This is a genomic window from Gilliamella sp. Pas-s27 (assembly GCF_009795865.1).
Classification (GTDB): domain Bacteria; phylum Pseudomonadota; class Gammaproteobacteria; order Enterobacterales; family Orbaceae; genus Gilliamella.
On record NZ_WTEW01000006.1, the window covers coordinates 32,603 to 49,410 of the forward strand.

Below are 16,808 nucleotides of genomic sequence, written 5' to 3' on the forward strand. Positions count from 1 at the left end.
TTTGTGTATTTTTATTTGAAAGCAGAAAAATAAAAACCCCAATAAAATCAATACCTTTCCTGACGCATTTTTAATATTTATTTTTCCATTAATTATTGATTAACATTTTCGCTATGTTTTTATAACAATTTTGAAATTTGGAGCGGGAAACGAAGTTCAAATCCAACTTTATAACATGTTGTATATAAAAAATTATCCAGATACCTATATTGCTTGAGCTAACCTTTTGGACTGTTTTTTTGCGGTACTTAATAGACTTCTACGGTCTCAAAGTACAATAACCACTTATTTACTAGACCTTGCCTTACCGTTTTATAGTACGAGATCATTCATCGACAAGTTATTTGAGAGAATAATTTACATTATGACATAGAGTTGTCAGTAATGCTTCCAAATTCCCCACATAAGTCAATTGATCAATGACTAAAACTTCATCATTAGTCTGTTAAATAATATGTCTCACAACAGTGGAACTAACAAAACCTGCTCTTCCTGTAACTATCACCTTCATTGAGTTTCTCTTTAGCTTAGTATTTAATTTTTAAAATTAACTTGGATATTTTGTATAAACACAACCTTTATATCCATTTTGCTCACATACAAATACAGGTAAACGTTCAATAGCATGAGCAATAGTTCCACCAACACCTATTGGTTCCTTAGGAAAATCTTCATAAGATAAATTCAAAACAAATAATTGCTCCAAAGCTTTTGGACGATACCAAAACATAGTTCCTGCAGCAAATAACTGATCATTTAAACACATTTCTGTCGAAAAACCCATCTTATAAATTAGTCGATCTATTAATTTTTGTTCATTATAATTACCCGCTAAAGAAATATTATTTTGAATATGTCCATGTTTCAACGCACTATAGAAATCGTTAATAATGATACCTACACTTTGATTTTGTTCAAAAATATTAAAAATATCAATTACACTTTCTTTTTTGATTAAATTAGAAAAAAGATAATTACGCCATGAAGATGAATATGATAAATGTGGGCTTTTTTTAGAATGAATATGACAAAATAAATCATACTGATCTTGATATTTTTTTGTTTCAATCAACCATGGAGCTACATCTCTACCTCGATTCGGTACTAAGATAATACTCAGTATATTTAAATTTTTTACTATTTTTTTATTAAATAGATTAATTAATAAATCTCGTTTTTTTTCATCAGGAATAGTTAATATTAAATCAAATTTAACTGGAAAATCATGTAAATATTTTAATATTTCTTCTGAAAGATCAATATTATAAAGATGACAATGAATTCCTATTTTTTTATTAAACGACAATGATAACTCACTCTTCGGAATATATCTTTTTTCAGGATTAGCAAAACCTGTTGCAAAAAACACATTATCAAATTGATAATTTTCCATAATTAATTGATATTGTATAGATTTAGTTTTATAAAAAGGAGAAGATCCTTGATAAAATACATGCCTCAATTGATTCATTTCACAATAAGGCGATTTTTGCCAAGAAAAATCAAAAAGCCTAGCAAATGCGGATAAATCAGTTATATCCCAAAAACTCACATATGAACCAAATACATTAATAAATTGAGATAAATAGTCTTTAATCTCATTTTTAATTACCAACAAATCGTTTTGAAATTTTTCGTTCTCTAAAAGCAATTTAGAAGGCGAAAACAAGGAACACATTAGTATTTTTAAAGAAGTTGAATCACTTATAGTTGGTGAAATACAAAATGACCTAATTTTATCATTATTTTTTTGAAAATAACTATTTCCATTAAAAGAATAGATTTGATCAAATAAAATATGAGTAATATTTGTTAATACTCCTGATAATAATTCATCATTTTCTAAATTGAAAACAATTCCTCTTTTTCCTAGATTATCTTTCACTTCTTGTGAAAGATAATCTACTAAATTATTTTTCAACTTAATTAGATATTGATTAAGAATTAAATTAAAACGTTTTAAAATATCAATGCATTTTTCTTTGTTGTCAAAAAATAAAAGCTCTCTCTCTTCTTCAGATAATAAATTAAGTAACTTTTCAAGTAATGACTTGTCTAGAATAACGTCTTCAAGCATATTACGAAATTTATAGTATTCATTATCACAATCATCAAGACTTTCGATAAATCTTATAAAATCTTCATATTTGAGCATATGATAGATTTGTTTTGACATGAGCAAGTGTTGAATTGGTAATTTTTTATTCAATAAGTTATCTTTTAGAAAATTATAAGCAAATTCAATTAGACATTCATTATTGGAAGCAAAATAAATTTTTTCATAATTATCTTGAATTTCATTATTTTGCAGAATTTTTAATGCCATATATAATATAAGTGGAGATAAAAGCAATCTAGATAAATAACTAACATCAGCAAAAACATTAGGTTTTTTAGGCATTTGATAATAGTCAGCGAACACTCTATTAAAACTAAATCCAATTAGCAGCCTTTGACCTAAATCAAAATTTGCATATTCAGATAGAATTTCTCTATAGATTGATTGTTCTGATATTAAAATATCCTTTATGTAAGGATAATAGATCGCAGTGATATTTTTTCCAATTGGCTGCAAATAATCGGAATTATAATTACCACCTATATGTAAAATAGCTGATGGTTCAATATTCTCATTACTAATTACATCTCCGAATAATTCACCATTATCTTTTTTCTTATTATAACTAATTGGTGTATATATTTTTTCAATCTTACAAAAGCCATTCTTACGTAAAACTGAAAGCAAAAAATCCTCAGGTAAGTATGTATCTGATATGGCTATGATTTTTTTATTATTTTTAACCGCCATATCATATAAATACATAAAATCTTTTCTAGCTGTTAGTAATTTGCTCTCAATGTCTAATTCTTCTTGTTGGAGTAATAACTTTGTTTTTTCATCAAGAGAAAGTTTTTTTGCAACAAAATTATATATATCTGATAATGAAACATTTTGATGAATAAATTCATCAATAGCTAATAATCTAGCATTACACAAATCAATATTATACTTTTTCTTTACTCTATGAAATAACAGATGTAATACATCCTTCGGTTCGAAAGTTGGGCGAATTAATAGGTTATCAAAAATACCGAAACTAATGACTTTTACAGTTTCAAGTTCAATTATTTTACTGATATTTTCAATAGTAATAGGTAATGAATCTTTTAAAACATCATATCTATTACTTAATTCACTTTTTTCTGACAGTTTTCTTTCTCTAGTTGAGGGAGCTGTTATTATTTTTAATTTCTTTGAAGCAATCCTAACCCCTAATAAGCGAAATATTTTGCGTTTATCTGTTTTTTCTATAACAAAAAAGCCATGCAAGAATTCTCGTCTATTTATGAATATCAACCTTTTGTAAATTGTAACTCCAAATAATCTAACTTTTACTTTGGATTTATCTTTTATCTTCTCTAATAGCATATTTTTGTTGACTTATTACTCATTTAATATCAAAATTTAAAAGTTTAGAATTAATAATAATTATATTAATTATTAATCTGTAATGAGATGAGCATTTTTTAATAAATCCATTACATAGTCAGAGTGTAATAAATCTGTAGAGGTATTAACAAAATTTACATTTTGATATTTTTGTATAATACTATTTTCAAATACCGCTCTATTTTTGTAATAATCATTAGGGTACATAATAACTTTTTTATTCAACATCGCTGCAAAAATAGAAATATGTAAGCGGTCTGTTTCAATCACATCAAATTGTGATAAATAACTAGCCAAACTATATGTTACATATTTTGATAACAAATAATTACCCCACAACTCTCCATTCCAAGATAATGAAATGTCTTTATTAAACTCATTAACATAAACAAATTTAGATGACTCCCCGTCAGTTCGCAAACAATACCCGTGTCCTCTACCCTTAATAGCAAACTGTGATAACTCATTTTGTGGAAAATAAAAAGCCATATCATCAGATAGGAACAGATTATTTTTATTAGCCCCATTTAAAATGCATAATTCATAACTAACCTTTTCTCGGCAGATTATAATTAAATTTCTATGCGTTTCTTGAACAAGATCTTTATAGCCCCAGATAGTATGAGGTAATATGATACATTTATTATTATTTAAATATTTTTTTAATTTTTTATATAAATGATCATACTTCCCTTCTACTAAATTTCCTCCACCACTAAAAAATAGAATTTCATTAGAAATAGAAATATCATTATTAGGGTCAATAATCTCATAACAAATATTTAATTCATCAAATAAACAGTATGTCGAATATGTAATAAATGCGTCACCGGCATTCCCCGGGTTAGTAATAAAATAAACTTTCTTACCTGAATAACTTGATAAAAAATCTCTCATATCAATTTTCATCACACTATCAACCCTTATATTATTCAACTTTTTCGTTTTTTCCAACGTCGAATTTTTCTAATTAATAATCTGATCCTATTATAGATCGTCACTCTTTCATTCAAGATTTTTTTCACTTCCTGATTAGAAAGTACCAATTGATGATTAAGATGTTCAATTGAGTTGCCTAATTGATGCGCTAATGCTCTAATCTCATTTAAATTTTTATCCTGTTCAAGCAATAGAATTTGTAATAAACCATAATTTCCTTGCGATTCTTGAAAAGATTTTCTAACCAACGCATTTTTGTAACGGATTGCATAAAGTTTATGTTTATTAACACCAGCATGTACAGAATTTCCATAGATAGATGTTGCATTAACTCTATGGTGATAAAAAGCAAGTTTTTCATCTAATGTTAAAATTTCACCACATCGAAATAGCCTCAAATTATAATCCCAATCACCTAATACTGGTAAATCAGCATTAAAAGGCCCTATCGATTTAGCAACATCCATTCTAATGAGCAAACAAATTGGAGGAGTTATATTTCCTTTCAAAAGGACAGATATATCAACATCATCACGCCAATATCCCCATTCATATCTAGCGGTTTCTTGAACATAATTATTTGTGATTTCTTCATGTATTACAATACAATTTGTAATGACAGCTACAGCATGTTTATTTTCTTTTAAAAAATTAGTTGTTTTTTGTAGAAATTGAGGAGTCCATGAATCATCATCATCATGAACGACAATGAATTCCTCAGAAGCAAGTTCAAATCCTTTATTTGAAGCAGCTTCCATACCTAATGATTTTTCGTTATGTAAAAGAGTTAATCTACCATCAAAAGAAGAAGCATATATATTTACTAAATCTTCTACTGATTTTTTATCCCCACCATCGTTTATCAAATACAAATGCCAATTCTGATACTCTTGTTCTAATACACTTTTTAAAGCCCTTGCTAATAAAATAGGCCTATCTTTGGTTCGCATAATAACAGCAACAGATCCGTCATGTTTTATATAATCAACATTTTCATAATCTCGAATGTAAGATGGATATAACTGTTCTGATATATTCATTATATATTATCCTAAAATAAAGTTTTTTAAAATTGTCGGGTAATTAGATAATTCGTTACTAACGATTTGATACAAATGAACATTGTCAGAATAATATCCATTATATTTCCAGTAAAGTAATTGACCACATAACCAACCTCCTCGGTGAATCATAGGATATATTTTCTCATCCCAAGGTTCTTCATTTGACCAAATCAAAGGAAAATAAATCTCATGATCATATCCTGGAGCGTGTAATATATTTCCCAATTCTTTAACTTCTAAACTAGTAGGAGAACAAATGACTTGAGCTAGAGCTCCTTTTGCCGTATTTACATCAATATAATCAGAATTAATTCCGAAAACATCTTCATTTTTAACCCATTTAGATATAACTAAATGCAATCCCTTATAAAATCTATTTAAATTCACTACTTGTTCTTTAAGATTATCTTTTTTTTCTTTGAAAATAGGAATATATTTTTCCATTGATTTAGTGAAACCGATAACAGACTCATGATCTGCTACATGAAGATTCTCTAATATATTAATGCTATTTTTCATTAAGAAACTTTTATTAGGATCATTGAATTCACTAAAAAATGCAGCATTCATTAATCCGTTGTAAAATATTCGGCCAGTAGCCAAACCATTGTGTAATCCATAATAAAACCCAGATATTTTTTCTTTAATACCATGATTTTCTCTAAACAGAGTTAGAGCTTGCTGTAAAGTACCAGACCAGCCCAAATCAACTATTGCTATTTTTTTAGAGCTAAATATACCTTCTTGATCATAGTATTGATAGGAATTTTTGTATTGTTCTTCAAATTGAGGCAGTAGTAAAGGAAGTAAATCATGACCAAGATAAAATTTAAAATCATCCAATAGTGAAAAATTAAATTTGCTATCCAAATCACCAAATTTATTAACAAAATTATTTACGTCAATATCTGATATATTAATTTTTAATCTTGTTAGAACGTCTCTATTAGTTTGCCCTTCAACTATATTATGGTTAGAAAGAAAAGTTAAAGATGCCTCAGAAAGTTTGTTATGTTTTTGACATTCAATGTAACACTGGCTATATCCAAGAACAAATCTAGAAATATATAAATAACTTGATGTTACACCACATAGTTTATCAAAATTAAATTCTTTCCATAAATTGTAAATAATTTGTGCATCACGAGAGCAAAAGTAAACATGTTCAATTTTATTTTTTCTAACATGATCATTCAACCATTGAAGAAAGCTATAAATAAAAAAAGAACCACAACAAATTCCGAAAACAAACCAGAAATCTTTAGATATTACCTTATCTGTTAATAAAATCATCTTTTTTATCAAAGAAAAAGGAATAATATCTGTCGACAATTGCCCACCTAATCTTCTTTCTGTTATGAGAGAATTATACCAAATAGTATCTATACCATTTCTTTTAGGCACCTCAACATCTGAGTAATAGTTATCACCAATATGTAGGATTTTTTGATTGGCGTAATCATCAAGGACGTTTTGCCAAATAGTACCGTGATTTTTAGTCTTTAATAAATTGCTTGATAAATATAATTTATCAAAAGATGAAACCCCAACTTTGCTTAACATTTTTTTAATTGTTTCTTCATCTAAATACATATCAGAAACTAAAATAATTTTTTTATTTTTTTCAAAAATTTTATTTATCAAAAATAGATTATCTAAAGATGGAACACAATAATTTATTTCGATCATTATTTCAGTTTGCTTTGCTTCTTCTATAACATCTCGATACTCAGGATAAGTTATCTTCAATTGTTCATAAATATTGTCTAAAGTAACCTCTTCTATATTTTGTTGATAGGCAATATCTCTAGCAATTTTTTCCGATTCGAATCTAGCGACGGCAAAGCCAACACAAGAATGACCTTTTTCAATTAAATATTTCTCTACAATCGAAAAAACATCTATAGGACACTCGACTAACCTTGTCAAAATAGTGTCAAAAATATCAAATGAAATCACTTCATAGCACTCAATATCCTTTAAAACTCTTTCAATATAGATATTGTCATATGTTCTGGCATTTTGAAAAAAATAATTCCTAGTAGAGCTTAATAAATTAATAATATCTGTCTTCACATTAAATTACCTAAATTAAATCACATATAATTTTTCAAACCTTACCCTTCTACGTCAGTATAACAACTAGTTAACATATTTTAAACATATTTTAAAATATGTTAAATATAAGTTAATTTAGTTGAATAGAATCATATTAATGTATATGTCATATTACTTGTTATATTTCTTTTTGTTACAATATAGATAAAGATAAATTTATTACCGCCCTATCCCATAATCCCGTAACTTATTCGCTATCGCCGTATGCGATACACCTAATCTTTTGGCAAGTTTTCTTGAGCTGGGATATTCGTCGTAGAGTTTTAATAAAACCTCTTTCTCAAATTGTTTGGTCATTTGATCTAACGTTTTATTTTCAATATCGTTAGTCCAAGACAATTGCGATGGCATCGAAGTTGGTAATACGATATCTTTAGCCGTTAGTTTAGGCGTTTTCAATTGTGCCAATGTAGAATAAAGGATATTTTTAAGTTGCCTTACATTACCCGGCCATGAATAACGCTTCAAATAATCAATAGCATTATCGTCAACTATTGGTGGTGTGATGTCTTGTTTATTGGCAAATTCATTCACAAAAATACTAGTAAGTTGAACTATATCGTCTTTGCGTTCTTGTAAAGAAGGTAGATTAAGCGACAACACATTTAGTCTATAATAAAGATCTTTTCTAAATTTTCCTTGTTCGACCAAATCGGCTAAATCCACTTTCGTTGCGCAAATGATTCTAACATCGACATAAACCTCGTTATCATCCCCTACACGACGAAAATAGCCATCGTTGATAAAACGCAATAACTTAGTTTGCATTTGAAACGACATCTCATCAATACCATCAAGCAATACTGAGCCACCATTGGCTTGTTCAAAAAAGCCTTTTTTGCTCTCAATTGCGCCAAGGTAAGCACCAGCTGCATGACCGTATAACTCACTTTCAACGACATCATCAGGCATGGCTGCACAATTTAAGGCTAAAAAAGTCTGATCACCACGGGGGCTATATTGATGACAAGCTTTAGCCAATAAATCCTTACCAGTACCTGTTTCACCAGATATTAATAACGGTTCTCGCTGTATAGAAAACACTTTCGCTTGTGCTATGAGTTTTTGCATAACCACGCTTTGGGTCGCAAAGATATCAAAAGCATGGCAAGCTGCCACGGTTATTTTTGATAAGTGTCTTTTTAAATAATCAATGGATTGTAAAATAAATACTGTTTTGGATGATTCCATCACCTTTTGCAATAAAAAATACTGAGAATTTAAAACAATAATCGTATCATCTTGCTCATCAATATTAACGGTATGATCAAAACTAAAAATCGATTGATAATCAAAAGGTTGTTTTAATACCAAAGCCTTATGCCCCAACAACACCTTAGCGGTATCATTACACGCAATCAGATGTTGATGATGATCAATTTCAATGATGGCTACTTGCATAATTTGCCCACTTCTCATTAAGTTTGATTAAATTATCACGGCGATTTTGCCACTTAGGATTTTTTATTAATTCAGCATAAGTGATTTTAGTACGGGTTAATAAGCATTTTGCTTTATCTGATGTTAGCGGACTAACCTTATCTAACGCCATTAATTGCTCTAAAATAGCCATCGTCCCCTGCCGATTATTACAAGCCAAAAGGAGATCACAACCAGCCGCTAATGCAGCCTGCGCTCGCTCAGCATGATTGCCCATTACTGAAGCACCTTCCATAGATAAATCATCTGAAAAGATCACCCCCTCAAACTGCAATTGATTGCGTAACACAGTTTTAAGCCAAAATGACGAACCGCTCGCTGGTTTATCATTAAAGGCAGGATAAATCACATGAGCAGGCATAATCGCATCGAGTTGTTTATTAGCAATAAGCTTCGCAAAAATCTGCATATCGTGCTCAATCAACGATTTTTCACGATGATCAACAGGCGTTTCTTTATGCGAATCGGCAATCACATGTCCATGCCCTGGAAAATGCTTGCCAGTTGTCTTCATCCCTGCAGCATGCATACCATCAATCATGGCAGAAGCAACTTGATAAGCAATATCAGCATCTTGATGAAATGAACGTGTACCAATGGCTAGACAATCATGTCCCAAATCTAAAACAGGGGCATAGCTTAGATCAATATCAAACGCAATTAGCTCCATAGCAAGAACCCAACCCGCATCAAAAGCCAAAGACTTTGCTTGTTCAAGATCATTAAATACCGCAAACGATTGCGCAGGAGGAATTGCCGTAAACCCCTCTCTAAATCGCTGAACGCGCCCCCCCTCATGATCGACCGAAATTAACAAACGTTGTGAGCTAGCTGATCTAATTTGTTTAATTAATTCGGCTAGTTGCGTAGGGTTTTGGTAATTTCGACTAAATAAAATTACCCCTGCCACCAATGGATTTTGTAACAGCTTTTTATCGTCTTGGGTCAATGTTAAACCATCAACATCAATCAACAACGGCCCCATTATTGATTATCTCCGATTTGCTTTGATTGTGTATTACTATTGGCATTACTATTGCTATCAGACGGTTTTGGAAAATCTTTCGACGCAACTCTAGTTAGGATTTCGCCACTTTTTGTTGAAAGTAATTCCATAGCTAAATCGGCATCAGTACTTTCACTTGGCACTTTATAAATTGTTGTAAAGAGGACATAATTTGCATTTATCGATTTAGCTAGACCAATCATCTTACCTCGTGATACAAGCTTGTCATCAGCCGAAATACCTAGTGATTGTTTAGCTTGGCTTATTGCTTGTTGATCAACTACCGTGAACGTGTTTTGTTTATGCATTAATTGATGCAATACATCATCAATTTTATTACTAGCCAGATAATCACCACTGCGGTTTTGAATATCACTAATTAAAAGCAATTTATTATCTGAGTCTAAAGATGATGAGGTCACTAATTTACTGATAAATGGCGACAATATTGAATGCCAATCAGTTTGTCGAACAATTTGCGGTGGCGTTTCAATCACGCCTGTATCATCAGGTTGATTAACATCAACAGGCGGTTTTACTTCGGCTTTTTGAGAGTTTCCAAGAAGATGACAACCCGCCAACAAAAAAGCTAATGAGCTAACAACAAATATACGCTTGATCTGTTTCATATTATGATTAACCTATTAATCGACCTAAATTTTTACCGCCTAATAAATGCATATGAAGATGGAAAACCTCTTGCCCTGCATCTTTATTACAATTCATAATTAAACGATAACCGCTTTCGTCAATGCCTTCTTGCTTGGCAATTTTAGCAGCAACCACCATCATATGCCCAAGAATAGCTTCATCTTCTTCTTGAATATCATTAACGGTTGGAATCAGTTTATTTGGAATAATCAACACATGAGTCGGCGCTTGGGGAGAAATATCACGAAATGCTGTCACCTTATCATCCTGAAAAACAATATCAGCGGGAATTTCTTGTCGAATAATTTTGCTAAAAATAGTTTCTTGAGCCATCAAACCTTTCCTCTTAATATATAGTTATACAAACATCTACTAATACCAATTCCATTGCGCGAAAGCATATCATATTTTACTAACAAAAATGTATAGAAATCGTTACATTTTACAACGCATTTTTACAACCACAAAAATCGGTTAGGAAAGGCATTGATTTTATTGAAGTTTTTAAAAAGGTTTTCATAAAAACATTTATAAAAACAGATACTTCCTATCAACTAAAAGCGACACTGTCTTACCAAAAATCTTGGCATATTCATTGTCAAATCCAATAACTTGATATATAATGCCCCGTCGATTTCAACCGCCTATTTTCATGTTCCTTGCTTTCAATGGGTTGCGGTTGCCCCGACAGAAAGCTGATTAATCCGTAGGGAGCGATAATGCGTCATTACGAAATAGTATTTATGGTTCACCCAGATCAAAGTGAACAAGTACCGGGTATGATTGAACGTTATACTGGTACGTTAACCACTGATGGTGGCAAAATCCATCGACTAGAAGATTGGGGTCGTCGTCAATTAGCCTATCCTATCGAAAAACTGCACAAAGCACATTATGTGTTAATGAATGTTGAAGCAACTCAAGAAGCGGTTAACGAACTTGAAGATAACTTCCGTTTTAATGATGCGGTAATTCGCAGTTTAATTATGCGTACTAAACATGCTGTAACTGAAACTTCACCAATGTTAAAAGCGAAAGATGAGCGTCGTAGCTCTGATGAAGATTTTAACGAAACAAACATGGACGATGATTCCGAAGAATAATCGTTTAACGTTATCGGGAATTGTTGTCAAAACCCCGATACGAAAAGTCAGTCCAAGTGGGATATCGCACTGCCAGTTTTATTTAGAACATGTTTCTGAACAAATTGAAGCAGAACTCACAAGGCAAGCATGGTGCGTCATGCCCGTCATAGCCAGTGGACAACATGAGTTAAGTTACATAAAAAAAGGCAGCAACGTTTTAGTTAGTGGATTTATAAGCACCCACACTAGACGCAACAAAACAAGCCAACTTGTTTTACATGCTGACCAAATTAAACTATTAGGAGAATAGCCAAATGGCACGTTATTTCCGTCGTCGCAAATTCTGCCGTTTTACTGCAGAAGGCGTTAAAGAAATTGATTATAAAGATGTTTCTTTATTAAAAAGCTATATCACAGAAAGTGGTAAAATTGTACCAAGCCGTATCACAGGTACTAGCGCAAAATACCAACGTCAACTAGCTCGCGCAATCAAACGCGCTCGTTACTTGGCATTATTACCATACACTGACAACCATCAGTAATTAGCAACAGAGGGAACATATAATGCAAATTATTTTACTCGACAAAGTTGCTAATTTAGGCAGCTTAGGTGATCAAGTTAATGTTAAAGCGGGTTATGCGCGTAACTTCCTGATCCCACAAGGTAAAGCAGTAGCAGCGACTAAAAAGAACATCGAATTTTTTGAAGCTCGTCGTGCTGAACTAGAAGCGAAACTTGCTGAAACTTTAAAAGCAGCTGAAGAACGCGTTGCTCAAATCAATGCACTTGGTAAAGTAACTATTACTTCTAAAGCTGGTGATGAAGGTAAATTATTTGGTTCAATCGGTACGCGTGATATCGCTGATGCAGTTAAAGCTCGTGGTATTCAAGTATCAAAAAGCGAAGTTCGCTTACCAAATGGTGTATTACGTACAACTGGTGAACACGAAGTGTTATTCCAAGTACACAGCGAAGCTTTTGCTAAAGTTATTGTTGATATTATTCCTGAATAATCATCCAATAATAAATACAAAAAAACCCGTCATCATGACGGGTTTTTTTATTGTTAATATATAAAAAATTGTTATTTTAGATTCATAAAAATTAGCTTATTTAAATATTGATCACATCTAATTGTGGATTCAGCGAATTTATTAAGTCAGCCAATTTTTATAATATTAAAGAAGAGGTTTCAATACGAAATTGAATACTGAAGTTCAAATATTTCAAGCAAAGATTATTAAATAAACGCCTCGAAACCCTTGGCATGTTTTGACGGTACAAATTCAATAATATCATACTTAGCAATTTGCTGAATATAGAATGGATCTTTTTGCAATATTGCAAGTGCTTGTTCTTTATTCTCAGCACGACAAAGAATCACACCACCCGTACGAGGCACTTTTCGTAAATGTCCTGATTGATAATAATCTTTAAGATACGCAATATGCTGCTGTAAATATTTTTCAACTTCATTAATGGGTTTAATATAGGTGAGAGTAAATACGAACATAATAAGATCTCCATAATATACAAAACCAGCCCTATAAACAGCTCAAATTATTAATCAAATTGATTATAAATCCATTATTTATAATTAGCAATTTATGGTTACTACTCAACTATTTAGCCACCCATTTACCCTCTTCATCTTTGTGGTAAACCTTTTCAACAGCCGCCCAAGCCACTTTAAAAGCAATTGTTTCAGGATTGCTATTATCACGCCGTTTACGTGGATCTTGGTATTCTTTAATCGCACTATTAAACGCTTCCTTAAAAATATCCTGCGCATGTTCAGGTAAAACATGGCGCACTGAATCAGGTAAATCTTCACGTTTTTTATATGGCATATCATATTCCTCCTCATAATTTAGTTTTGAAGGTGAAACATTTAAAATGATAACAGGAAAAGTAACAATATTTTACTTACTTCATTACCATACCCATATCTATTTATTGCTAAAGAACTAAAAATGCCTAAAATATACTGTCTTATTTTATAAGATATTTTTCATTTTTCTGTAAAATTAAAGGTTTAAGGAAAGAAATGATTAAAAAAAACACACGCACAATTATTCGTACTGCTGTTATTGCTATGGCTCTATTTCCATTATCAATACTCGCTAATAATTCATTTGAAAAATCAAACGCAATACATCAAAGCAGAGTTAGTTTGCAAGAAGCAAGAACTAACTTTAAAACTAAAATTGTCAATCCAAAGGATTATAATGAAAAACCACCTATTCCACCTAAAGATATTTTTTCATTAGTCTATTATCCAGCAAAAGATGGTGATATGTCAGCGTATTTAACACCAGATCCTAAAGATGGAAAAAAACATCCTGCCGTGATTTGGATTAGTGGCGGATTTGGTGGACAGGGAGGTGATGATTTTTGGTCTCCTGCACCAAAAACAAACGATCAAACTGGTAGTGCCTTTCGAAAAGCTGGATTAATTCTAATGTTACCAAGCTTTAGAGGTGAAAGTGGTAATCCTGGACAAGACGAGATGTTTTTTGGCGAAATTGATGATTTAGAAAAAGCTCGTCAATTTTTAGCAGCCCAACCTTATGTTGATGCTAATAGAATTTACCTAGCAGGGCATAGCACTGGTGGTACTCGCGTTTTATTAGCTAGCGAACTTTTAACAGGATTTAGGGCTATCTTTTCTTTGGGTGGTGTAAGTGATGTCAAAAAATGGTGGGGTAACGCTGATATGTCATTCTTGCCTTTTGATACAACTAACGCCGAAGAATTTAAACTTAGATCACCCGGCTTTTTTATTGAATCAATCAAAACACCTACTTTTTACTTTGAAGGTGAAGAATATTACAGCACAGACTTCAATATTCTATCGTCTATGGCAAAAGATAAAAATATTCCTTTTTACTCAAATATGATTAAAGGTGGCGATCATTTTACTATTATCTACCCAATCACCGAGTTAATTAGTCAAAAGATAATTAACGATACTAGTGAAAAGACAAACATTACTTTTACGCAAGAAGACATTAAAAAGATAGAAGATTCACTTTAAGTTAAATAATCTAAACAGACTAGCTATAATACATGCTAGTCTGGATTTATCTTATTTATTTAAATTAACAACAAAATGTCTTTTCATTTTCCATTCGACTATTTTGTTTTCCTCCTCAACACACTTATCTAGGCTGATTGTTTTGCCAATATAGGCTAAGACTTAGTATCTAAATATTGAAATAATAACTATTATACCGATACTTGTTTAGCCTAATTTGCTAAGGTTATTGTTGATATTATTCCTGAATAATCATCAAACAACAAACACAAAAAACCCGTCATTATGACGGGTTTTTATTATCTATTTTACAATAATTGATTTACCTCTACCTCGAATATCCGATACAGCTTCGAGTTTATTATCAGTAATTTTTATAGCTTGAATATCACCACTAAAGTCTTGCTGTTTAAAATGATAACCCATCTGTTTAAGTTTGTCTTTTAACTCTTCGGGCACTTTATTTTGAAAGCGTTCAATAAAAATTAGATTAGCTGGCAATAGTTGATGATGATACCGAGGAGCATCGATTGCTGCTTTTAATGACATATGATTATCAAAAACATTGGTGACAACTTGGAATATTGATGTAAAAATTCTTGAGCCACCCGGTGTACCAATAACCATCGCTACATCGTTATTTTTAATAAAAATACTCGGCGTCATTGAAGATAACGGGCGTTTATTAGGCTCTATCGCATTGGCATCTTTACCAACCACGCCAAATTGATTCGCCACGCCAGGTTTACTACTGAAATCATCCATTTCATTATTTAGTATAATACCTGTTCCTTTTACGACAACAGCAGAGCCAAACCAACCATTGAGTGTGTAAGTATTTGATACCGCATTACCCCATTTATCGACAATCGAAAAATGGGTTGTCTGTAATTTTTCACGATCATTATCTAAACCAGGTTTAACTTGTTCAGTAACAGAAATCGCTTTTGGATTAACTTGTTTCGCTCTTTCTTCAACATAATTAGGATCAATTAATTTCTCTACAGGAACAGTAATAAAATCAGGATCTCCCATATATTCAGCGCGATCAGCAAAAACACGTTTTTCGATTTCGGCCAATAAGTGAATATATTGTGCTGAATTTACTTTTACATTTTTAAAATCTTTAGCAAGGTCTTGTTTCATTAATAATAGTTGAATCAAACCAACACCGCCAGAACTTGGTGGTGGTGCAGTAACAACCTTCATATCTTGCCAATTAGCAACTAAAGGAGTACGCCATTTAGCTTGATAATTTGCCAGATCATTTTCGCTAATTAGTCCATCATTTTCTTTCATTTGTTGGGCTACTAACTTAGCTGTTTCACCTTTATAAAAACCATCACTACCTTGATTTGCAATACGCTCTAATACTTTGCCAAGTTCAGGTTGTTTAAATAGCTTTCCTGCTTGCATAGAACCAAAATATTGCTTAAAGTGACCATTAGCAGGTGCCACCTCTAATGTTTCTTGATAACGTTTAATAAGTTGTTTATCTACAGTAAATCCTTCATTGGCAAAATGAATAGCTGGTGCCATGACATCTTTCCAAGATAATTTACCAAAACGTTGATGTACAGCCCACATACCTGCAACAGTTCCTGGAACGCCTGATGCTTTGTGAGAATATAAACTTAAATTAGGGATCACATCTTTATGCTCATCAAGATACATATCTTTATTAGCTTGAGCCGGTGCAACCTCTCTATAATCAATAAAATAAGGCTGTCCATCCATCCAAAGAGTCATAAAACCGCCACCACCAATATTACCCGCTTCAGGATAAGTCACAGCAAGCGCAAAAGCAGTAGCAACTGCTGCATCAGCCGCATTGCCCCCCTTTTTTAATATTTCCTGTGCAGCCATTGCACCATAATAATCGGGCGAAGCCACTGCGCCAGCTTCTAATTTTTGTTTTATGTTTTCGTCAGCAAGAACTTGTTGATTTATTAAAATAAAAACAATAAAAAATAAAGACTTAATCAAGTTATGTTTAGTGTAGGGCATTTTTACCTC

16 protein-coding genes are annotated in these 16,808 nt (G+C 31.8%); 5 read left to right on the forward strand and 11 right to left on the reverse strand.

Translation table 11 applies throughout. The features are described from left to right. Positions 1-547: 547 nt before the first annotated feature. From GQ589_RS03735 to GQ589_RS03770, 8 genes are all read right to left on the reverse strand, one after another. Positions 548-3,331: a rhamnan synthesis F family protein gene (locus GQ589_RS03735; protein ID WP_160424664.1), complete on the reverse strand. Its 2,784-nt coding sequence runs from the start codon at positions 3,329-3,331 to the stop codon at positions 548-550. Positions 3,332-3,502: 171 nt separating this feature from the next. After that, positions 3,503-4,360 carry a polysaccharide pyruvyl transferase family protein gene (locus GQ589_RS03740; protein WP_160412091.1) on the reverse strand — a complete coding sequence of 286 codons (858 nt, stop codon included), beginning with the start codon at positions 4,358-4,360 and terminating at the stop codon, positions 3,503-3,505. Between the two features lie 23 nt (positions 4,361-4,383). Continuing rightward, positions 4,384-5,430, reverse strand: coding sequence for a glycosyltransferase family 2 protein (locus GQ589_RS03745; RefSeq protein WP_160412092.1), 1,047 nt, complete (start codon positions 5,428-5,430; stop codon positions 4,384-4,386). Positions 5,431-5,436: 6 nt separating this feature from the next. Then, positions 5,437-7,530, reverse strand: a complete 2,094-nt coding sequence (locus tag GQ589_RS03750; RefSeq protein ID WP_160424666.1) for an HAD-IA family hydrolase — start codon at positions 7,528-7,530, stop codon at positions 5,437-5,439. 201 nt (positions 7,531-7,731) lie between these two features. Then, positions 7,732-8,973: a sigma 54-interacting transcriptional regulator gene (locus GQ589_RS03755; RefSeq protein ID WP_202115014.1), complete on the reverse strand. Its 1,242-nt coding sequence runs from the start codon at positions 8,971-8,973 to the stop codon at positions 7,732-7,734. After that, a complete protein-coding gene (gene nagZ / locus GQ589_RS03760; protein WP_160424670.1) occupies positions 8,954-9,997 on the reverse strand; it encodes a beta-N-acetylhexosaminidase in 1,044 nt (347 codons plus the stop codon). The genes GQ589_RS03755 and nagZ overlap by 20 nt, the downstream gene beginning before the upstream one ends. Further along, on the reverse strand, positions 9,997-10,647 hold the full coding sequence (locus GQ589_RS03765) for a hypothetical protein (RefSeq protein WP_160412096.1): 651 nt from the start codon (positions 10,645-10,647) through the stop codon (positions 9,997-9,999). The genes nagZ and GQ589_RS03765 overlap by 1 nt, the downstream gene beginning before the upstream one ends. 7 nt (positions 10,648-10,654) lie before the next feature. Beyond that, the gene (locus tag GQ589_RS03770; protein ID WP_065626141.1) at positions 10,655-11,002 is read right to left on the reverse strand and encodes an HIT domain-containing protein; all 348 of its coding nucleotides are present in this window, start codon (positions 11,000-11,002) and stop codon (positions 10,655-10,657) included. A gap of 386 nt (positions 11,003-11,388) precedes the next feature. Between GQ589_RS03770 and rpsF the strand changes: the two genes are divergently transcribed. From rpsF to rplI, 4 genes are read left to right on the forward strand one after another with little or no spacing between them, the layout of a single operon-like run. Then, on the forward strand, positions 11,389-11,772 hold the full coding sequence (gene rpsF / locus GQ589_RS03775) for a 30S ribosomal protein S6 (RefSeq protein WP_160400064.1): 384 nt from the start codon (positions 11,389-11,391) through the stop codon (positions 11,770-11,772). Next, positions 11,756-12,064 (forward strand): primosomal replication protein N, encoded by a 309-nt coding sequence (gene priB / locus GQ589_RS03780; RefSeq protein WP_160424672.1) that lies wholly within the window; start codon positions 11,756-11,758, stop codon positions 12,062-12,064. Before rpsF ends, priB begins: the two co-directional genes overlap by 17 nt. Positions 12,065-12,068: 4 nt before the next feature. Continuing rightward, on the forward strand, positions 12,069-12,296 hold the full coding sequence (gene rpsR, locus GQ589_RS03785) for a 30S ribosomal protein S18 (RefSeq protein WP_025314965.1): 228 nt from the start codon (positions 12,069-12,071) through the stop codon (positions 12,294-12,296). Positions 12,297-12,318: 22 nt separating this feature from the next. After that, complete coding sequence (rplI, locus tag GQ589_RS03790; RefSeq protein ID WP_160400066.1) at positions 12,319-12,768, forward strand: 50S ribosomal protein L9; 450 nt, start codon at positions 12,319-12,321, stop codon at positions 12,766-12,768. 227 nt (positions 12,769-12,995) lie between these two features. Here rplI and GQ589_RS03795 read toward each other — a convergent pair whose 3' ends face one another. After that, the gene (locus tag GQ589_RS03795; RefSeq protein WP_160424674.1) at positions 12,996-13,268 is read right to left on the reverse strand and encodes a YciI family protein; all 273 of its coding nucleotides are present in this window, start codon (positions 13,266-13,268) and stop codon (positions 12,996-12,998) included. A 109-nt stretch (positions 13,269-13,377) separates the two neighbouring features. After that, positions 13,378-13,605, reverse strand: a complete 228-nt coding sequence (locus tag GQ589_RS03800; protein ID WP_160424677.1) for a ChaB family protein — start codon at positions 13,603-13,605, stop codon at positions 13,378-13,380. Between the two features lie 197 nt (positions 13,606-13,802). Between GQ589_RS03800 and GQ589_RS03805 the strand changes: the two genes are divergently transcribed. Continuing rightward, entirely contained in the window at positions 13,803-14,792 is a 990-nt protein-coding gene (locus GQ589_RS03805; protein ID WP_202115015.1) for a S9 family peptidase, read from the forward strand. Positions 14,793-15,095: 303 nt separating this feature from the next. On the opposite strand, the gene ggt is transcribed toward GQ589_RS03805, so the two are convergent. Continuing rightward, a complete protein-coding gene (gene ggt / locus GQ589_RS03810) occupies positions 15,096-16,799 on the reverse strand; it encodes a gamma-glutamyltransferase (RefSeq protein WP_160424679.1) in 1,704 nt (567 codons plus the stop codon). Positions 16,800-16,808: the final 9 nt, after the last annotated feature.